We start from the raw sequence: 18,697 nt of genomic DNA, 5'->3' as shown, positions 1-18,697 counted from the left end.
CGCTGACGATAGATACAGACTTTTCCGACTGGTGCGGTCATCACGGCTTCGGCTATGGTCGCTGCCATCCAAGGATCCGGAGCCTGCCATGTCGCGCGCACTCACCCTCACCACACTGGCGGTGTCCAGCCTTGCCCTGCTGGTGTCGGGCTACACCGCCGTGCAGCTGCACCGCAGCCAGTCCGCCGAACGGGTGATCACCGCGCGCGGGCTGGTCATCCAGGACGGCAGCGGCCAGGCCCGGGTGATCCTCGGCGCGCCGCTGCCTGACCCGCTCAGCAAGGGTGTCCCGCAGGGCCCGCGCGCGTCCCCGCTTTCGGGCGTGGCACTGCTAGGTGCCGACGGCTCCGAGCGTGGCAGCTATGGCACCGCCGATGTCGGCGATGAGGCCTCGCTCACGCTGGATGACGCCAAGGGCACCACCGAAGTGTTCAAGATCACCGCCAACCCGGATCGCGGCGCCACCCTGGTGATCAAACACCAGAACAGCACCGGCGCCATGCTCACCTCCTGGCAGGGCAAGCCGGAGCTGATCTTCCTCAACGACAACGGGCAGTCGCATTACATCCGTCCGGGGACAACCGCGGCGCCTTGATCCGGCCGTTGCCCACCGTGCGAAAATGCGGGCCGCGCCTGTTCCGGAACACGCCATGTCCATCGTCGCCCCCGCTTGGCCGCAGGCCACTACCGTTGAGGATTTCCGCCATAACCTCGAGGCGGTGCACGCACGCATCGCGGCCGCATGCGTGCGCGCAGGACGTGATCCGGCCACGGTGCGGCTGCTGCCGGTGAGCAAGACCGTGGACGAAGCGCGGCTGCGCCTGGCGGTGCAGGCCGGCTGCGATACGCTGGGCGAAAACAAGGTGCAGGAAGCCAAGGGCAAGGCCGAGGCGATGGCCGACCTCGGCATCCGCTGGTCGGTGATCGGCCACCTGCAGACCAACAAGGCGCGCGATGTGGCCCGCTTTGCCAGCGAATTCCAGGCGCTGGACAGCCTGCGCGTAGCCCAGGCGCTGGACCAGCGGCTGGCGCGGGAAGGCCGCACGCTGGACGTGTTCGTGCAGGTCAATTCCTCCGGCGAAGCCAGCAAATATGGATTGGAGCCGATCGAGGTGGCCGACTTCGTGCAGCAGCTGCCCGCTTTCACCCACCTGCGCGTACGCGGCTTGATGACCCTGGCGCTGTTCTCGGCCGATCCCGAACAGGTGCGCCCCTGTTTCGTGCGCCTGCGCGACCTGCGCGACCGCCTGCGTCCGACCCTGCCGTCAGGCATCAGCCTGGACGAACTGTCGATGGGCATGTCCGGCGATTTCGAGATCGCCATCGAGGAAGGCGCCACGGTGGTACGTGTAGGCCAGGCGATTTTCGGCGCGCGCAGCACACCGGACAGTCAGTATTGGCCGACGCCTGCGCGTTGATCGGCGCCGCGGCGTCCCGTCACCCCACCAACCCCTGCATATGCCGTGCATGCTCTGCCGCCTGCGCATGCAACCACTCACGAAACGCCAGAAATCCCTGGTGCGTGGACGAGCGTGGCGGATACACCAGCCAATGCGACCAGCGCGTTTTCAACCGGTGCGGCGACAGGGCAATCAACTGCCCTGAATCCAGCAGCAGCCGCGCCCGCGTCACCCGCCCCAGCGCGACCCCGAAGCCGTCCAGCGCAGCACGATGATGCGATTCAGAGTCATTGAGCATGGCCACGTAGCGCGACGGCGCCATCTCCCCGATCGAGGCGAACCAGCGCTGCCACTCGCCATCCGGATCCCCCAACAGCGGCCACTGCGCCAGCGGCAGCGCACCCAGCCCACCCATGTGCTCCACCAGTGATGGGCTGGCCATCGGCATCAGCCACTCATCGAACAGTGGCTCCACATGCAGGCCACTCCACTGCCCGGCACCGACCCGCAACGCGGCATCGCACTGCAGCTGGCGATCAAAATCGGTGAGCCGTTCGCTGGATTCCAGGTTGAATTCGATCTCCGGGTGGCAGGCCACGAACGAACCCAGCCGCGGCACCAGCCAGTTGGAGGCCATCGACGGCAATGCACTGACCGACAGCACGCGGTCGTGGCGCGCGCCGAACGGCTGCAGCGCCTGCGCGATCGCATCCAGGTGCGGGCCCACCTGCTCCAGCAACCGCTGGCCTTCGGGGGTCACCCGCACCCCGCGCGCCTGCCGCTGCAGCAGCGCGTAGCCCAGGCGCTCCTCCAGCTGCCGCATCTGGTGGCTGAGCGCACTGACAGTGAGGTTCAGTGAATCGGCCGCCCGGGTCAGGTTGCCAAGACGTGCGGCGGTGACGAAATTCTGCAAAGGCTGCAGCGGGATACGGGACATGGCGACTTGAATCCAGTTCAAGAAAGACTTGCGAAAGGATCGCTTTTACGTCTCCCATCCTGCCCCTATCGTGAGCTCCACTCAAGTGGAGGACACACATGAACATCTACAGCGGATTGTTGTTCCTGCACGGGCATATCGCAGATACGGGGTTGGCGCAGGCGCTGGCGGAGCCGGAAGAGGTGCCCGCGGGTGAAGCAGCGCGGGGGGTGGCAGGGACAGCCACGCAGGGCGTGGCTCTACCGGCTCCGACTACCTGCGAGGTTGGCACGGCACGGCGGTGACAGCGCGCCTTACGGGGCCAGCTTGGACTCGGGCAGCACCCGCGGCCGGCTGTCGTACCAGTCACGCGCCCCGGACAGGTGCCAGGTGCGCTTGCCGCCGTCCAGTTCGATGCCGGCCCCAAGCAGGCCCCAGCGCAGGTACAGGTCGCCACGGCGCTGCGCCTGCTCCAAGTCCAGTCTTGCCCGTAGCGAAAGCCGCTCGTTTTCGGCCTGCAGGTCGTCCACCGCCAGGTGCTCGCGGCGCCAGCGCAGCTGGCCGCTGGCCTGCACCTCGCCCGAATCGAGCAGCCCCAATACCCAGCGCGGATACTGGCTGCGCTCGGCGTAGATACCCAGCAGCGGCCCGGCGTCCCGCAGCCGCAGGTCGGCACGCGCATCCACCTGGAACGGCGCTTCGGACTGGATATGTCCGCTGCGCAGATCGACCTCGCCCCACCAGCCGCCCTTGGCGGCATCGCCGTCCACCTGCACGTTGCGCAGGCTGAGCGTAGTGCCACTGAGGTCGAACCGGCCGCTGTCGAAGTCGGCACGCTGCACCTTTGCCTTCACCTGCGCATCGCCACGCAACGACAGGCCGGCGGCCTGCATGTGCGCACCGGTGCCGCGCAGGTCCGCGCGGCCCTGCCCGACCCGTCCGGCAGCGTCCAGCGTTACCTCACCGCTGAGCAGTGCGGTACCCCCGAGCAGGCGCACGTTATCATTGCCCACATAGCGGTTATAGGCAGTCAGGTCGGGTACGCGGGCATCCTTGAAACGCAGTTGGGCGCGCATCCCGTCGCGCAGCTGCTGCAGCCGCGCATCGCCGCGGAGCGTCAACGCCAGCGCCTTGCCGTCGAACAGCACCGCCTTGGGCGCATCGCTGGGCGCCGCCCGGAATCGGGGAATATCGACCTTCAGTTCCGCCTGTGGCGGCGCACCTTCGACGATGCGCCCCACCGCATGTGCATCGCCCTGCATGCGCACGCCTGCTACCTCGGCAACCGCCGCCACCTGTGGCACCTCCAGGGTGCTGCCCGGCGCCAACTGGCCATCATCGATGCGCAGGTCACCCTGCAGAAGACCGCCACCCTCCAGCTTGAACCAAGGCTTGCGCACGAACAGGTCGGCAATCCAGTTCAGCGACTCGAACCGCCACGCGCCGCGTACCTGCCCGGACAGGCGCGGCAACAGTTCGGCCGGCGCTTCGAACGGAATCTTCCGGCCGGTGATGCGCAGGTCCGCGTGCAGTTCGCTGCCTGTGTCCGGGTCGCGCGGCAGGCGTGCCTGCACGCGCATGTTCTGGGCCACGTCCAGCTGCAGCGACAACAGGCCGCGATCGGGTGCATGGACGCCGGCATGCACCGGCACTCGCCACACCACCCGGCTGCCGGGTTGCAGCAGGCCGCGGTCCATCACCACATCTGCCGTGAGCCGTGCCTCGGCGGGCACGCTGCCGACCTTGACGTGTGGCCCGGCAGTGTCGATCCTGATCGCCTGGCTGCGCCCGTCCACCTGCAGCTGTGCGAACGTGATGCCGAACTTGCGCAGGCCCGGGGCTTCGTCCCGATAGTGACGCGGGTAATGGAAGCGTGCGGCCAGGTGCGCCTCATCAAGCAGCCTGACCCCATCGTAGGTGACCGTGGCCTGCTCGAAGCCAGCGGTGGAATCGAACAGTTCGGACGGCCCACCCTTGACCTGCTTCTGGAAGCCCACCGTGCCGTGGCCCTGCCCGGCAATCAGCAACTTGCCGAAGCGGCCACTGCGGATGCTGTCGCTGTGGATCGCATCCAGGCGGATGTTCCAGCCGCGGTCACCACGCGGTGGCGGCGGGATCGCCTTTTCCACCCGCTGGATGTCCGCTTCCACGCCGGTGGCGTTGATGCCGGGAATGCGCACCTCGCGGTTGAACAGGTGCACCAGCGAAATCCACGCGCTCGCGCGGTCGGCGCGGAAGACGTAGACAGTATGGTTGGCCTGGCCGCGGATGTGGATGTTCCAGACGACCGCATGGCCCGGCAGCAGCGTCAGCGCCGGACCGGTCTGCAGACTGAATTTTTCAGGTTTGCGGTTGGTGACCGCATCGAACAGCGGCGTGTTGAGGAACACATTGCCGGCAACAAGGTACAGCGCATACAGCGCCAGCAGCGAGAGCAACGCCACGCGCCATGGCCGGGGCCAGCGCCGGACGCGCTCGGGAATCAGGGGCATGGAGTTCTGCGACGAAGCGGAGTGACGCCGCCACTATCGACAACCGGGCGACGGAGCCGTGTGAAGACGCCCCCCCCCCGACGCCGCTCAACCCGCCCGCCGCTCCGGGTCCCACGCCATCGGCTGCCACAATTCCAGCTTGTTCCCCTCCGGATCAAGTGGACTGAACCTGCACGCGCAAAAGAAAACGGCGGACCGTTGCGCCGGCCTGCCGTTGTCCCGTGACGCATGCGAAGGGCGGTCAGGCTTCGGCTTCGGGCAGCTTGGCCACGACCTTGAATTCCACGTCGAACCCGCTCAGCCAGGTCACGCCCACTGCGGTCAAGGCGGGATGGGGCGCCTCGCCCCAGTACTCGAGCACCACCGGCCACACCCGCTCCAGGATGCGGTCCGGGTCGATCATGAAGACAGTCACGTCCACCACATCGTCGAACGTGCAGCCGGCGGCCGCCAGCACGGCGTTGAGGTTCTCGAACAGCTTGTGCACCTGTGCTTCCAGGCCCGGTTCGGGCGAACCGTCCTCGCGGCTCCCGACCTGGCCGGACACGAACAGGAAGCCGTTGGACCGCACCGCCGGCGAGTAACGGTAGCGGGCGTACAGGTCCTGTCGGCCGGAGGGGAACACGACGTCGCGACTTGCCATTGCAGACTCCAAAGGGGTTTTTGCCCCGGGTGATGGGATATATCCACGGTAGGCGCCCCGGCCCGGCCGATAAACGACCAACCTTGTCCATCACTGTTTGTAGAATCCAAACAATTGACCGCAGGAGTGCCGATGGACCGTTTCGATGCCATGCAGGCCTTTGCCCGGGTCGTGGAGACCGGCAGCTTCACCCGGGCCGCCCAGACCCTGCATATGAGCCGCACCACGGTGACCCAGCTGGTGCAGCAGCTGGAAGCGCGGCTGCGTGTGCGCCTGCTCAACCGCACCACCCGCCAGGTCAATGTGACCGACGATGGGGCGGCGTACTACGAGCACGTGTCGCGCCTGCTGGCCGATCTGGACGATGCCGAAACCAGCCTTTCCAGCTTTGCGGCCAGCCCGCGCGGCCGCTTGCGGGTAGACGTTCCCGCACCGCTGGCGCGGTTCCTGCTGGTGCCGGCCCTGCCCAGCTTTCAGGCGAGGTATCCGGACATCCAGCTGGACCTGGGGGTCAGTGATCGCAACGTCGACCTGATCGATGAAAACGTGGACTGCGTGATCCGCGGCGGCATGCTCACCGACCCGTCGCTGGTAGCGCGGCATATCGGCGACCTGCAGGCAGGGCTGTACGCCGCGCCGCAGTACCTTTCCACAGTTGGCATGCCCGACCACCCCAAGGCACTTGAGGCCGAGCCGCATCGCATCGTCGGCTACCGCGGCTCCCGTCGCGCAGGGATCATGCCGTACGCGCTGCGGCGTGGCGAAGAAACGCTGACCGTGCACGGCCGCCATCAGCTGGCCGTCGACGACGGCAACGCCTACCTGGCCGCCGGCGTGGCCGGGCTCGGCGTGCTCTGGCTGCCCGATTACGTTGCCGCCGCGCACGCCGAACGCGGCGAACTGGTGCGCGTGCTCACCGACTGGCAGGTCGACCCGATGCCACTGCACATCGCCTTCCGCCCCAACCGCCACGTCAGCGCCAAGCTCCGCGTCTTCGTCGACTGGGTAGCGGCCCTGATGGCCGAACACGTACCGGTGATACTGCCGGCCCATGTCGATATCGAACCGACACGGGATGGGTAGGGTCGGTTCCCAGACGACTGCCGATAGAGTTGATCAGCACGGTAACGCATGACCCTGGGCGGAAACGTTGCTTCGCCGAAGGTCCATGCGTCACCGTGCCGATACGCGCCATAGGCACCGGCCAACCAGACGTTGGCATTACCCAAGCGGCGCGATCACCAGCGTATCGCCCTTGCATGCGTTCACGCCGTGATAGATCGCCCTACGGCCGTTACGAAACTGCAGGCGCAGGTCGAAGCGGCAGCCGGCGTTGCCGAGGCGCACCGTGGTGCTTCCCCCGCCACCGTCCACGCTGTCGATCGGACGCTGCTCGAACGCACCGCTGCCGGCGGTGGCCACTTCCAGCGTGGTAATGCTGTCATGGGCGCGGTTGAGCAGCGTGAGGTACCGCGGCGCAGCGGCGTTCACAGTACTGGCGAGCAGCAGGCTGGACAGGACGGCAAGACGGATCGGGAACATGGCGGCATCTCCGCGGTTGGGATTCGCCGCCATCAGGCCGCGCGCGACCACCGGCGCGCCATCGATCCGGGACGAATCGTCGTCCCGGCAGGACCAATCGTAATGGGCACTCATGGCGCTTCTCCGTCCCCGCCCGCACGCCTAAGATGGCCGTGCCCCGCCGTGCCGGGCGTCCTGGATACCGGCCATGATGGTTCACCTTGGCAGTACGTCGATCAGCCTCTCACGCTACGTGCTGCTGTGGACGGCCGTGGCGCTGGTGTTTGCCGTGCAGCATTCGCTCAGCGATGGGCTGCACGGCAACAGCTGGCCGTTCCTGGTGCACCTGCGCTGGGCGATGATCCAGTGGTACACCTGGGCGGCACTGGCACCGCTGGTGTTCCGCCTGGCCGAGCGCTACCCGATGGATCCCCAACGCCGCCTGCTCGGCTTGGGCCGGCAGGCACTGGCCAGCCTGGCGGTGACCTTCGGCGCGATGTCGATCGGCGCCGCGGCCTCCGCGCTGTTCGAACCCAGCGGCTTCATCGAACAGCTCGGGTATTTCCTCGCCCAGCATTTCGCCATCGGGCTGCTCACCTACTGGGCGCTGTTCGCGCTGCAGCAGGCACTGCACTTCCAGGCCGAAAAAGCGCGCCGCGACATGGACGCCAGCCGGCTCGCCACCGAACTGGCGCAATCGCGCCTGCTGGCGCTGAAATCCCAGCTGCAGCCGCATTTTCTGTTCAATACGCTGCACGCCATCATCACCCTGCTCGACGAGGACACGGTCTCGGCCGAGGACATGCTGCTGCGCCTGAGCGAGCTGCTGCGCGCCTTCCTGGAAGACTATGACGGCCAGGAGATCCCCCTGCGCCAGGAACTGGATCTGATCGAGCTGTACCTGGGCATCCAGCGGATCCGTTTCAAGGACCGGCTGACCACGCGCACCTATATTGCCCCGGACACCCTCGACTGCGCGGTGCCCAGCCTGCTGCTGCAGCCGCTGGTGGAAAACGCGGTGCGCCACGGCATCGGGCAGCGCGTGGGCAGTGACGTGATCGAGATCGAAACGCGCCGCGACGGCGATGTGCTGTGCATTGAAGTGCGCAACCGCAACAGCACGCTTGACGCCACGCCCGGCGCGCCCGCAGGCCATGGCATCGGCATGTCCAACACCAGGCTGCGCCTGAAGGAACTGTATGGCGACGCCGCCGACGTGCGGCTGGACATGATCTGGCCCGATGGCGTGGCCTGCCGCGTGCGGCTGCCCTTCCGGACGCTGGAAGTGGAAGACGAAGCGCCGGAGTTCACGGCGGGAGTGGCACCGGCATGACCCTCTCGGTACTGGTGGTGGACGACGAGCCGCTCGCGCGCCGCGCGATCGTGCGCCTGCTTGCCGACGACCCGGAGATCGAACTGCTGGGCGAATGTGGCGACGGCGTATCCGCGGTGAAGGCGATCCGCGAACACTCGCCGGACCTGGTCTTCCTGGACATCCAGATGCCGGCGATCACCGGACTGGATGTGGTGGCCACCATCGGTGCCGAGCGCATGCCGGCCACCGTGTTCGTTACGGCGTACGAGCAATATGCGGTCAAGGCCTTCGAAGCCAATGCGGTGGACTACCTGGTCAAGCCGTTCAGCCGCGAACGCTTCGCCGCCACCCTGCAGCGCGCCCGGCAACGCCTCTCGGCGGCGGCAGGCACCAGCGTGCAGACGGCCACGCAGCTGCTGCAGGCACTTGACGCATTGCGCCAGCGCGATGAATACCTGCAACGGATCCCGGTCCGGGTCGACGAACACGTGGTGCTGGTCAATGTCGACGAAATCGTATGGATAAAGGCCGCGCGCAACATTGCCGAGATCCACCTGGCAGGACGCATGCACGAACACCGCGGCACCCTGTCCGCCCTCGCCGCGCGACTGGACCCGCGCCACTTCGCCCGCGTTCACCGCTCGGCCATCGTCAACATCCGGCGGGTCAAGGCGATCCACCCCTGGTTCAACGGCCACCACGTGGTCACCCTGGACACCGGCCAGCAGTTGCGCATGAGCCGCTACCAGAACGAGGCGTTCCTCAAGCTGGTGTCCACCCGGGAACTACCGTAGCGCGTGATCCCCCAGGAGAAGCAGCCACGCAGAGGGCGGCTCTACGCCGTCGGCGTGCGCTCGCCTTCGCGCAAGGTCAACACCTCCACCCCGGTTTCAGTCACCAGCACCGTGTGCTCGGCCTGCGCCGACAGCTTCCCGTCACGGGTGGTCACGGTCCAGCCGTCCTCGCTCATGTCGATCGCGGCACGGCCCTGGTTGATCATCGGCTCAATGGTAAAGGTCATGCCCGGCTCCAGCTCCACACCGCTGCCGCGCTTGCCGTAATGCAGCACCTGTGGCTCTTCGTGCATCTCACGTCCTATACCGTGCCCGCAGAACTCGCGCACCACGCTGTAGCCGTGTGCCTTGGCATGCTGCTGGATGGCAAAGCCGACGTCGCCGAGCGTTGCCCCTGGCCGCACCACCGCAATGCCTTTCCACATGGCTTCCCGGGTCACCCGCACCAGCCGCTTCGCCTGGAAATCGACCTCGCCGATCAGGTAGGTCTTGCTGGAATCGGCGATGAAACCATCCTTCTCCAGCGTGATGTCCAGGTTGACGATGCTGCCGCCGCGCAGAATCTCGTCTGCCGAGGGCACGCCATGGCAGACCACGTTGTCCACCGAGCTGTTGAGCACATGGGCAAACCCGTACTGGCCCTTGCTGGCCGGTCGCGCGTGCAGCGTATCGACGATGAAGCGCTCCACCCAGTCGTTCACCTGCAGCGTGCTCATGCCTTCCAGCGGCAGCCGGTCCAGCGCCTCGAATACCGACGCCAACAACCGTCCCGACGCCCGCATCAGCGCCTGCTCCTCCAGCGTCTTGATCACGCAACCGCTACCCGCAGGGCACCGGGGTCGACTCCCGCCGCGCGCAGTTCCCGGTTCACGATCTCCTGATAGCTCATGCCCGGGTTCATTTCGCAGAGCATGCCCACCTTGATCCAGAAGCCGGCCTGGGCGTTGATCGAGCGGCCGGACACGCCACTGGCGCGGCGCAGGTTGTCGTGCAGTTCGTCGTCGATGTTGACGATGCCCATGGGGTATCTCAGGTAGGGAATATACGCATCATATACGATGCGTATATGTCAGGTCCAGGCGGGGTCCGCGGTGAAATCAATGGTCAGCCAGAACTCGCCGCCGCGGGCATCCAGCCGTTCCGCGATGTCATCGCGCAGCGCATCGACGCTGCCGATGGTGCCGATCACCGTCTCCGGGTGGGTAAGAATGTGGATTTCCACGAAACGCATCCGGCCCATCTTGGCCACGTGGCTGGTGTAACCGAGATAGCCGTGCTCGGCCACGAACTGCGTCATCACCGCCTGCACGCGCGCGTCCAGCGTATCGGGTGCCACCTGCAGCACCTCGCGCATCGCTTTCCACGCACCGCGCAGCGGCACCGGCAGCACCGCCAGGCTGATGATCGCCAGCACCAGCGGGTCCAGGAATGGAATCCAATGCGCGTGGTCGCCGTCTTCCAGCAACAGCGCCAGCGCAAAGGCCAGCACCACTGCCAGGCTCATCATGCCGCTGAGCAGCCAGGCGCGTACGTCCAGCCACAGCAGCGGCGAGTTCAGCCGCGCGGCATGCACGCGGACGAACGCGGCCATGCCCAGGTTGCTCACGCACAACAGTGTCGCCCACATCAAGGCCGGCCCGGCACGGATCACGTGCCCGCCGGTGGTCAGCCCAATGATCGAATTGGCAAGCGCATAGATGCAGGCCAGCGCGAGGATCGCCCCGCCCAGCGCTTCCACCATCGGTTCCAGGTGCCAATAGCCATACTGGAAGCGTGGGCTGCCCTCGCGCCCCAGCAGGCGCAGCACGGCCAATGCCACCAGCGTGAGCGCCACATCGACCAGGCTGTATACCCCGTCGAACAGGATCGCCTGCGACCCGACGAGCAGGCCGCCGATGAAGCCGGTGGCGCTGACCGCCACCGTCACCCCGATCGAGAATTTAAGGATCCGCTGCTCGCGTGCTGTATCCATCGCCTGCCGAAGATCCTGGCTGACGCTCAGGTCTTCAGCACCTCCACCTTGTAACTCGGCACGTCGCCGTCACGATCGATGATAAGCCCGTGAACGTCCGACTCGAAGCCCGGGAAGCGCGCATTCTGTTCCCGGGCAATGCGCAGCGACTGGATGATCGGCTCGTCCGGTGCACCGAAACGTTCACCGGGCATGATCGTGGGAATGCCCGGCGGATAGGGCACCAGCATGGTCCCGGCGATGCGCCCGCTGATCGCCTCGATATCAACCCGCTCGATCTGGCCGCGCACCAGGTGGTCGTAGGCCTCGGCCGGGGTCATCACCGGCTCGGGAAGATCCACGTACATTTCGCGCATCACCTGGGCCACGGCGAACTCGCGGTTGAACGCGTGCAGTGCCGTGCACAGGTCGCGCAGGCCCCACCCGGCGTAAGTGTCCGGATAGTCGGCGGCCAGCCCGGGCAGCGCGCGGGTCAGCGGCGCGTTACTGTCGAACAGCTCCTTGAACGCCATCAGCTCGGTGACCAGCGTGCTCCACTTGCCCTTGGTGATGCCCATCGAGAACAGGAACAACACCGAGTACAGGTTGGTCTTCTCCACTGTGATGCCGCGCGTCCACAGGAACTTGCTCAGCACGGCCGCCGGGATGCCGAGCACGCCCAGGTCGCCATCGATGGACAGCCCCGGGGTGAGCAGGGTCACCTTGATCGGGTCGATCAGCACATAGTCCTCGACCAGCCCGTCGAACCCGTGCCAGTGTGCATCGGGCTGCAGGTACCACTCCTCGCGCTTGGCCACCATCGGCGCGGGGGTATCGCCTTTGGCCAGCGAGCGTTCCAGCTTGTCCGGCTGCCACACGCTGAACCACCAGTCGTCGCGGCCCAGGTCTTCGCGCACGTGCAGCATCGCGCGGCGGAAGGCGATCGCCTCATCGTGCATTTCCTGCACCAGCGACTCGCCCGCCGCGCCTTCCATCATCTTGGAGGCCACGTCGCAGGCCGCAATCACCCCGTAATGCGGGCTGGTGGTGGTGTGCATCATGAAGGCTTCGTTGAAGCGTTCAGCATCCAGCTCGCGGGTGGCGGCATTGCGCACGTGGATCATCGAGGCCTGCGAGAACGCGGCCAACAGCTTGTGGGTGGAATGGGTGGTGAAAATGATCGCATCCTGACCACGCGGCTTGCCCTTGGCCATGCCGTAATGGTTCTCATAGAATGGATGGAAGGCGGCGTAGGCGTACCAGGCCTCGTCGAAGTGAAGGAAGTCCACCGCACTGCCGATCTCATCGGCGATCTTCTCCGCGTTGTAGCACAGCCCGTCGTACGTGGAATTGGTCACCACCGCGATCCGTGGCTTGGAGCCGGCGCGGAACGCCTTGCTGGCCAGCGGGTTGGCGGCGATGGCCTGCTGCAGCGCCTCGGGGGTGAACTGGTCCAGGCTGATCGGCCCGATGATGCCGTGCGCGTTACGGCTGGGGGTGAAGTACACGGGCACGCCGCCGGTCATGATCAGCGAATGCAGCAGCGATTTGTGGCAGTTGCGGTCAACGAACACCACATCGCCCCGCCCCACCGTGCCATGCCACACGATCTTGTTGGCGGTGGAGGTGCCGTTGGTGACGAAGAAGGTGTGGTCGGCGCCAAAGTTGCGCGCCGCCTCGTTCTCGGCTTCCTTGATCGGCCCGCTGTGGTCAAGCAGCGAGCCCAGCTCCGGGACGGAGATCGACAGGTCGCTGCGCAGCGTATTCTCACCGTAGAACTGGTGGAACGCGCGCCCGACGGGAGATTTGGTGAAGGCTACCCCGCCGGCGTGGCCAGGAGTGTGCCAGGAGTAATTGGAATCGGCAGTGTGGTGGATCAACGCCTTGAAGAACGGCGGCAGCAGCTGCTGCATGTAGTCTTCCGCCGCGCGCATCACCTGCCGTGAGATGAAGCTCTTGGTGTCCTCGAACAGGAAAATGTAGCCGTGCACGTACTTGAGCAGCTTGCTCGGCACTTTCTCGATGGTGCGGCGCTCGCCATAGAGGAACACCGGCAGCCCGGCGCGGCGTGCACTCTGCTCACGCAGGAAGCCCAGCAGGCGCTGGAACTCACCGGGCTTGTCCTCGGTGCCGTCGATGGAGATCAGTACCGCCGAGGCAGCTACATACGTGCGCGCGCCGGCCTGGGCGTCGGCCAGGGTGAGCCCGCACAGCACGCGCTGCTCGTTGCCACGCAGTTCCTCGACCAGCGCGCGGATCAGGATGCCGCCGATGCGCGGGGACTCGTAGTCATCGTCGATGACGATGATCGGGTAATCCAGAGACTTGAAGTACACAGCATTTCTCCTGGGGGACGGTCACGAAAGCGTCGTGCGGGCGGGGTTGTCCAGCGGCGGCAGCTGGCCGCGCTGGCGGCGACGCTCCTCGCTGAAGAACGGGTAGAACACCGTGATGAACAGCACGAACAGGAAGGCGTACTGCACGATGCTGCCGGACGAGCCGAAGATCGCCCACAGGCAGTACACGACCGTGATGCTGGTCAGGAACCAGAACGCGCCGGTATGCACCAGGGTGTGCGAGCGCTCGACCACGAAGTAGCAGGCCACGCAGGAGTAGATGTAGGGCAGCAGGGTCAGCACCACCGCTGCCGAGGTGATTACATCGAACTGCGCTGAAGCGGTTTCCGAGGTCGAGGTCAGCAGTACGGCCAGGGTCATCAGCACCGCCACGATCAGCACGCCCTTGACCGGCACGTCATCCTTGTTGGTCTTGCTGAAGATGCGGGGAAACAGTCCATCGTCGGAAGCTGCCTTGGCGCTCTGCGCGGTCAGCAGGATCCAGCCGCCCAGCGAACCGGCCGCGCCGACGAAGGCGCACAGGCTGACCAACGCACCGCCCCAGCCGCCCACCGCATTGGCCGCCGCCAGCGCGAACGGTGCATCGGAGACCTGCAGGTCACCGTTCGGCACCATGCCCATGATCACCGAAGAGCTGGCGATATACGCCACCGCAGCCAGGAACACCCCGGCCAGGGTGGCGCGCGCCACGTTCTTCTCCGGGTTTTCGACCACGCCGGCGGTGACCGACGCCGACTCCACTCCGATGAAGGCCCACAGCGTCAATGCCGCCGCACTGGAGATCGCGCCGAAGTTGGATTCACCCGAGACGTTGTACGCACCCTTGAAGATGGCCGGGTCGAAAAAGAACCAGCCGAAGATCGCGATACCCAGGATCGGCACCAGTGCGAAACTGGTGGTCACCGTCTGCAGGCGGCTGACAAACGCCGGGCCGATCACGTTGGCGAAGCTCAACGCCCAGACCAGTGCCAGCACCGCGATGCAGCGCGGTATCGGCTGGGACAGGATCGGGAAAAAATAACTGAAATACCCGACCGCCGCGATCGGGATGGCCACGTTGCCGATCCAGTTGGCGAACCAGTAGATGGTGTTGGTCTGGAACCCCATGTAAGGCCCGAACCAGTCGCGCGCGTAGGCATACGGGCCGCCTGCCTTGGGCGCCAGCTTGCCCAGCTTGGCGAATACGAAGGCCAGCAGCAGTGCACCGGCGGTGGTGACCAGCCAGCCCCAGATCGAGGCCGTACCGATCTTGGCCAGGCTGGACGGCAGCAGGAACACGCCCGAACCCATCATGTTGCCGGCCACCAGGAAGGTGGCGCCGACAACCCCGATTTTTTTTGCTTGCGCCATGACCGTCTCTCCGCTACTTGATGAAGTTGTATTGCAGGCTGCCCTGCACCCGCACCGTGTCGACGCGTTGCCCGTCCTGCTGTTCCAGTTGCCCGTACAGCACTTCCATGCCCATCGTCCACGACGGTGCCGGGCTCCAGATCAGGTTGAACACCCCGTATCGACTCTGGCGGAACGCATCTGCCGCAAGTGCGGCATTACGCGCCATCGTGAGCTGGCCGTAGATCAGGTTGGAGCGCCATAGCGGCGACCAGTAATGGGTGTAGCCCAGGAATCCCCCCTGCAGCGACAACGCATGCAGGCGTCCGTCCTGGCCGATCACCGCATCCAGGTCCGAACCGGTGAGGTCGGCGGTATAGCGGCTCAGGCCTTTGCCGCCGAGCGCGCCGAACAGCAGCAGGTCCTGTTCACCCACCGACGCCGAACCGCTGAGCTGGACGCCGCCGCCGAAGCGGCGGTCGTCGCGCTGGTCGCCGTCGTAGCCCAGGCTGCGCGCCACGCCGGCCAGCTGCAGGTGGCCCCAGTCGCGTTCCATGCGTGCAGTCACGGTCACATCCGGCAGGCGGTTCGCAGCCACGGTCGCATCGGTGGTGCCGGCCAGTTGTGCGTCGGGGTCTTCGGCCGCCACGGTCAGGGTGTTGCCCTTGCCCATTGCAAAACTGTGGTGGATGCCAGCCACCAGCAGATACCCGGCCGCGCCGGGACCGGCGAAGTCCAGCGTGTCGGGCAGGCTGTCGGCATCCATGAAGGTGGCGTAGCCATACCCGGCGTAGGTATTGCCCAACTGGCCATACGCGTGGCGCAGGCGGAACGTGTAGCCATCACTGCTGCCGAAGAAGTCGTTCTCCAGGTAGAAGCGCAGGTTGCCGCGGCTGGTCGGTCGGCGTGCCTCGAAGCTGAAGCGGGTCTGCTTGGCGTGCAGGTTGAAGTTGGACACATCGCGGTGAGCGCTGCCCACCGGAAGGGTGGACGTCACGAACTGGTCTTCGTCCCCGGCCGCACGTGTATCCAGGATCGCATCGAGCTTGGCATAGCCGCCGATGCGGATCAGCGTGTCGGTATTGGGAATGGCCAGGAACCCTTTCAGTTCCGGGTCGGTCGGGCCGGCGGCACTGTCCGGACGCGAGGCCGCCGATGATGGATCGGCCATCGAGTCGCGCGGGGGCAGGATCGCCTGTCCGGTGCCGGGCACCTGGGTGGTGGTCGTGTAGGGCAGCGTGGCGGACGGCGTCAGCGCTGCGGGCGCAACCGTGGTCACGTCGGGTCGCTGGACAGGCGGGTGGCCTTGGGCAGTTTCCAGTGCATCGAGGCGCTTTTCCATCGCCTCGAGCGTCTGCCGCAGGGTGCGGATGTTCTGGCGCAGGGCGTCGGCGGAATCCTGCGCGTTGACCGGCATCGCCGAACACGCCAGGACAAAGAACAGCAGCACGACAGAGCAACGCATCACGTCCTCCCTGAACTGCAGACGATACTGCCGCCGTCAGCCGCGCTCACGCGCAGCGCCGACAACGGCAACCCGGTACTGCTCCGCAGGAGAACGCCGACGACAGCTACCCCGGCGACACGCTGCAGTCGCCGAACTGCCATCGGCAGTGCACCCGCGTGGGATTCCCTCCTCATCCCGGGTGACGCGCAGAAGCTGCGCGCGCCAGCGCCTTGAGTACCAAGCCGGAAGTGAGTGGGTCGTGAAGTCTGCGCGTCGGTACGATGACGCGGCCAGGATGCAGCAGGAAAACGCTTGAAAGTCATGCGCGCAGGGTGACCGCGCGCATGCGTCTGGACCTTGATTCAGATCAACGCGGGCCCATCACCCTTTCCATGTCCTCGCCCTGTGGCATGCCGGACACCCGCTGCACCATGCCCTGCGCATCATGGAACAGGATGCCGGGCGTGCCTTGGAAGCCCAGCTCGACCATCAGCACCTGGTTGGCATCGAGCGTGTTGGCAAGCGCCGGGGTGATCGTCGCAGCTGGCTTGATGCCACCCTTGCTGAAGTCATGTTCGTTCTGCAGGAACACCGCACTCGGATTGGGCGCGCCCAGGATCGCGGCGGCCTTGGCTGGGCTGTCTTCGCGGATCACGCCCACCATGACGTGGCGCAGCTGCACCTTGCCGCTGTCCACCCACGGGCGCGCCGCTTCCCAGAAGCGATGGCAGTAGGGGCAGTTGGCGTCACTGAAGGTGTACACCACGCGCGGCGCATCGGCGCGACCATCGCGCACCCATGCGCTGCCATCCAGCCGCTTCCATATCCGGTCCGACATCGGCTTGGCGACCAGCTTGTCCAGCGGCGCGGCGCCGACATCCTCACCCTTCTCATTGAAGAGCGTGCCCACCATCACGTTTTTGCCGTCGGCCGTGACATAGGCCGCTGCCGGCTGCTGCCCGCCGACCACACCGGCAAAACCACGCAGGCCGCCGGGCGCGTCAAACTCACCCATGACCTCGAAGCCCTGCTTTTCGATGCCCTGCAGCACGACCGGCCGGTCGGCGATCTTCGCCGATTGGGCGGTCGTCTTCGGCGCGGTGGAACTCTGCTGGGCCTGGCTGCAGCCGGCTGCCGCCAGCAGCAAGGCAGCGGTCAGCACGGAGCCCAGCGCGGGCGAGGTCTTCAACAACATGGCAACTCCTGGGATGCACGCGAACGGCGAATGACCCACAGGGTAGACGCATCTGCCTGACCCTGCAGCCACCGCCTGGACGCTGCTCAGGCAGCAGGCCGCAGCGGTTCGCCCTGCGGCGGCGAAAGCGCACCGCGCGGGCGTTCGCGCCGCTGCGCGAAGATCTGCCGCCGGTAACGCGCCGGCGTCACCCCGACGATGCGCAGGAACAGTCGGCGGAATGCGCTCTGGTCGGAATAGCCGACCGCCCAGGACACTTCATCGACCGCACCGCCGGCCTGCAGCAGCAACTGCGCCTTGGCAATGCGAAGACGCTGGCAGTACGCAATCGGGCGCAGGCCGGTGGCCTTGAGGAACCGCCGCTGCAGCGTGCGCGGCTCCAGCCCGGCCGCATCGCAGATGTCCTGCAGGGTCACGCCACGCGCGGCAATGCCGTGCAGCCACCGCTGTGCCTTGAGGATGCCGCGGTCGCCATGGGCGAAGTTCGGACTGAACCGCTCCAGGTCTTCCTGCACGCCACGCGGAATGACCAGCTGCAGCTGCTGGATTGCTGCGCTCATCACGCTCTGCCCATAGATCCGAGCCAGCAGTCGGAGGCTGAGGTACTTCCACGCATCCGGGCCGGAGGCGGTGAGCAGGTCGCCGTCATCCACCAGCGCGCGCTCGCTTGGCTGCCAGCCCGGGACCACCGCCGCCAGCGACGGACACCGCGACAGATCGGGGACACTGACCGAGCGCCCTGTCATCACCCCTGCCGACGCCAGCAGCAACCCACCCTCTTCGCAGCCCGCCAGCAGGCTGCCGGCGTCATGGCAGTCGCGCAGCCAGGTCAACATGCGTTCATCGGCCTGCATCAACGGCCAGCTGGGCTCGTTTCCAGGCACCACGATGACGGCCGGCGGGGCGTCGCCAAACAGCTCGGCGCCGGCCACCCGCTGCATGCCATGCCCGCGGGGGGACAGCGTCCAGCGGGTCACCAGCATGCGCGCGCACGTGCGTTTTCCCGCGGCAGCAGTCCGATTGCAGCGCTGCGCGAGTTCGGACAGCACCGGCGCGGCGGCACGCAGGCTGCCCGGGTATTCGAGCACGGCCACTTCCATCAGGGTGGGTGACGTGGGCTTGTGGGTCGGCGATGAAGAGGGGGAAAGTGCTTCCATGGCGGCGCTCCTGGAACGGCTGCTGAAACCGCCAAACCCTGCTGGATCAAGGCCTGACGGCGATTCCAATGGAGCGTACGGAGCACCTTACACGGCAGCTATGAAACAAGTTGCAAATCCGGCCCGGTAACGACATTCCAGATCTCTGCGGCAAACCCTTGACTCTTGACCAGACTCCAG

Annotated in this window: 17 protein-coding genes; 5 read left to right on the top strand and 12 right to left on the bottom strand. The window is 66.3% G+C overall.

Features of this window, described 5'->3' with window-relative positions:
• The first annotated feature begins 88 nt into the window (after positions 1 to 88).
• The gene (locus ACTJI4_RS11490; RefSeq protein ID WP_440869420.1) at positions 89 to 595 is read left to right on the top strand and encodes a hypothetical protein; all 507 of its coding nucleotides are present in this window, start codon (positions 89 to 91) and stop codon (positions 593 to 595) included.
• Between the two features lie 55 nt (positions 596 to 650).
• A complete protein-coding gene (locus ACTJI4_RS11485) occupies positions 651 to 1,418 on the top strand; it encodes a YggS family pyridoxal phosphate-dependent enzyme (RefSeq protein WP_440869419.1) in 768 nt (255 codons plus the stop codon).
• A 19-nt stretch (positions 1,419 to 1,437) separates the two neighbouring features.
• Here the strand turns inward: ACTJI4_RS11485 and ACTJI4_RS11480 are convergent, their stop codons facing one another.
• The 3 genes from ACTJI4_RS11480 to ACTJI4_RS11470 form a co-directional block, all read right to left on the bottom strand.
• Positions 1,438 to 2,337 (bottom strand): LysR substrate-binding domain-containing protein, encoded by a 900-nt coding sequence (locus ACTJI4_RS11480; RefSeq protein ID WP_440869418.1) that lies wholly within the window; start codon positions 2,335 to 2,337, stop codon positions 1,438 to 1,440.
• 293 nt (positions 2,338 to 2,630) lie between these two features.
• The gene (locus ACTJI4_RS11475; protein ID WP_440869417.1) at positions 2,631 to 4,808 is read right to left on the bottom strand and encodes a hypothetical protein; all 2,178 of its coding nucleotides are present in this window, start codon (positions 4,806 to 4,808) and stop codon (positions 2,631 to 2,633) included.
• 241 nt (positions 4,809 to 5,049) lie between these two features.
• The gene (locus ACTJI4_RS11470) at positions 5,050 to 5,451 is read right to left on the bottom strand and encodes a RidA family protein (RefSeq protein ID WP_392921943.1); all 402 of its coding nucleotides are present in this window, start codon (positions 5,449 to 5,451) and stop codon (positions 5,050 to 5,052) included.
• A 114-nt stretch (positions 5,452 to 5,565) separates the two neighbouring features.
• On the opposite strand from ACTJI4_RS11470, the gene ACTJI4_RS11465 reads away from it, so the two are divergent.
• Positions 5,566 to 6,534 carry a LysR substrate-binding domain-containing protein gene (locus ACTJI4_RS11465; RefSeq protein WP_440869416.1) on the top strand — a complete coding sequence of 323 codons (969 nt, stop codon included), beginning with the start codon at positions 5,566 to 5,568 and terminating at the stop codon, positions 6,532 to 6,534.
• Between the two features lie 138 nt (positions 6,535 to 6,672).
• Here the strand turns inward: ACTJI4_RS11465 and ACTJI4_RS11460 are convergent, their stop codons facing one another.
• Positions 6,673 to 7,107 (bottom strand): hypothetical protein, encoded by a 435-nt coding sequence (locus ACTJI4_RS11460; RefSeq protein ID WP_440869415.1) that lies wholly within the window; start codon positions 7,105 to 7,107, stop codon positions 6,673 to 6,675.
• A gap of 73 nt (positions 7,108 to 7,180) precedes the next feature.
• On the opposite strand from ACTJI4_RS11460, the gene ACTJI4_RS11455 reads away from it, so the two are divergent.
• Together ACTJI4_RS11455 and ACTJI4_RS11450 are read left to right on the top strand one after the other, a co-directional pair.
• Positions 7,181 to 8,305: a sensor histidine kinase gene (locus ACTJI4_RS11455; protein ID WP_440869414.1), complete on the top strand. Its 1,125-nt coding sequence runs from the start codon at positions 7,181 to 7,183 to the stop codon at positions 8,303 to 8,305.
• A complete protein-coding gene (locus ACTJI4_RS11450; protein ID WP_440869413.1) occupies positions 8,302 to 9,081 on the top strand; it encodes a LytR/AlgR family response regulator transcription factor in 780 nt (259 codons plus the stop codon). The genes ACTJI4_RS11455 and ACTJI4_RS11450 overlap by 4 nt, the downstream gene beginning before the upstream one ends.
• A gap of 41 nt (positions 9,082 to 9,122) precedes the next feature.
• Here the strand turns inward: ACTJI4_RS11450 and map are convergent, their stop codons facing one another.
• From map to ACTJI4_RS11410, 8 genes are all read right to left on the bottom strand, one after another.
• Complete coding sequence (gene map / locus ACTJI4_RS11445; protein WP_440869412.1) at positions 9,123 to 9,893, bottom strand: type I methionyl aminopeptidase; 771 nt, start codon at positions 9,891 to 9,893, stop codon at positions 9,123 to 9,125.
• The gene (locus ACTJI4_RS11440) at positions 9,890 to 10,102 is read right to left on the bottom strand and encodes a ParD-like family protein (protein WP_068852612.1); all 213 of its coding nucleotides are present in this window, start codon (positions 10,100 to 10,102) and stop codon (positions 9,890 to 9,892) included. The genes map and ACTJI4_RS11440 overlap by 4 nt, the downstream gene beginning before the upstream one ends.
• A 48-nt stretch (positions 10,103 to 10,150) precedes the next feature.
• The gene (locus ACTJI4_RS11435; RefSeq protein WP_440869411.1) at positions 10,151 to 11,053 is read right to left on the bottom strand and encodes a cation diffusion facilitator family transporter; all 903 of its coding nucleotides are present in this window, start codon (positions 11,051 to 11,053) and stop codon (positions 10,151 to 10,153) included.
• A gap of 26 nt (positions 11,054 to 11,079) precedes the next feature.
• A complete protein-coding gene (locus ACTJI4_RS11430; RefSeq protein ID WP_392921924.1) occupies positions 11,080 to 13,368 on the bottom strand; it encodes an Orn/Lys/Arg decarboxylase N-terminal domain-containing protein in 2,289 nt (762 codons plus the stop codon).
• Between the two features lie 21 nt (positions 13,369 to 13,389).
• A complete protein-coding gene (gene adiC, locus ACTJI4_RS11425; RefSeq protein WP_440869410.1) occupies positions 13,390 to 14,739 on the bottom strand; it encodes an arginine/agmatine antiporter in 1,350 nt (449 codons plus the stop codon).
• Positions 14,740 to 14,752: 13 nt separating this feature from the next.
• Positions 14,753 to 16,183 (bottom strand): DcaP family trimeric outer membrane transporter, encoded by a 1,431-nt coding sequence (locus ACTJI4_RS11420; protein WP_440869409.1) that lies wholly within the window; start codon positions 16,181 to 16,183, stop codon positions 14,753 to 14,755.
• Positions 16,184 to 16,532: 349 nt separating this feature from the next.
• On the bottom strand, positions 16,533 to 17,360 hold the full coding sequence (gene dsbG / locus ACTJI4_RS11415) for a thiol:disulfide interchange protein DsbG (protein WP_440869408.1): 828 nt from the start codon (positions 17,358 to 17,360) through the stop codon (positions 16,533 to 16,535).
• A gap of 86 nt (positions 17,361 to 17,446) precedes the next feature.
• Positions 17,447 to 18,517, bottom strand: a complete 1,071-nt coding sequence (locus ACTJI4_RS11410) for a GlxA family transcriptional regulator (protein WP_440869407.1) — start codon at positions 18,515 to 18,517, stop codon at positions 17,447 to 17,449.
• Positions 18,518 to 18,697 lie beyond the last annotated feature (180 nt).

It is taken from the genome of Stenotrophomonas sp. 22385 (assembly GCF_052045085.1).
Classification (GTDB): domain Bacteria; phylum Pseudomonadota; class Gammaproteobacteria; order Xanthomonadales; family Xanthomonadaceae; genus Stenotrophomonas.
The sequence above is the reverse complement of the archived record's forward strand: the minus strand, read 5'-3'. Positions and strand labels throughout refer to the sequence as shown.

Bases quoted from the DNA above. Each gene is read 5' to 3' on its own strand.
- ACTJI4_RS11490 (WP_440869420.1), top strand. From the start codon at position 89: ATGTCGCGCGCACTCACCCTCACCACACTGGCGGTGTCCAGCCTTGCC.
- ACTJI4_RS11485 (WP_440869419.1), top strand. From the start codon at position 651: ATGTCCATCGTCGCCCCCGCTTGGCCGCAGGCCACTACCGTTGAGGAT.
- ACTJI4_RS11480 (WP_440869418.1), bottom strand. From the start codon at position 2,337: ATGTCCCGTATCCCGCTGCAGCCTTTGCAGAATTTCGTCACCGCCGCA.
- ACTJI4_RS11475 (WP_440869417.1), bottom strand. From the start codon at position 4,808: ATGCCCCTGATTCCCGAGCGCGTCCGGCGCTGGCCCCGGCCATGGCGC.
- ACTJI4_RS11470 (WP_392921943.1), bottom strand. From the start codon at position 5,451: ATGGCAAGTCGCGACGTCGTGTTCCCCTCCGGCCGACAGGACCTGTAC.
- ACTJI4_RS11460 (WP_440869415.1), bottom strand. From the start codon at position 7,107: ATGAGTGCCCATTACGATTGGTCCTGCCGGGACGACGATTCGTCCCGG.
- ACTJI4_RS11455 (WP_440869414.1), top strand. From the start codon at position 7,181: ATGATGGTTCACCTTGGCAGTACGTCGATCAGCCTCTCACGCTACGTG.
- ACTJI4_RS11450 (WP_440869413.1), top strand. From the start codon at position 8,302: ATGACCCTCTCGGTACTGGTGGTGGACGACGAGCCGCTCGCGCGCCGC.
- ACTJI4_RS11440 (WP_068852612.1), bottom strand. From the start codon at position 10,102: ATGGGCATCGTCAACATCGACGACGAACTGCACGACAACCTGCGCCGC.
- ACTJI4_RS11435 (WP_440869411.1), bottom strand. From the start codon at position 11,053: ATGGATACAGCACGCGAGCAGCGGATCCTTAAATTCTCGATCGGGGTG.
- adiC (WP_440869410.1), bottom strand. From the start codon at position 14,739: ATGGCGCAAGCAAAAAAAATCGGGGTTGTCGGCGCCACCTTCCTGGTG.
- ACTJI4_RS11420 (WP_440869409.1), bottom strand. From the start codon at position 16,183: ATGCGTTGCTCTGTCGTGCTGCTGTTCTTTGTCCTGGCGTGTTCGGCG.
- dsbG (WP_440869408.1), bottom strand. From the start codon at position 17,360: ATGTTGTTGAAGACCTCGCCCGCGCTGGGCTCCGTGCTGACCGCTGCC.
- ACTJI4_RS11410 (WP_440869407.1), bottom strand. From the start codon at position 18,517: ATGGAAGCACTTTCCCCCTCTTCATCGCCGACCCACAAGCCCACGTCA.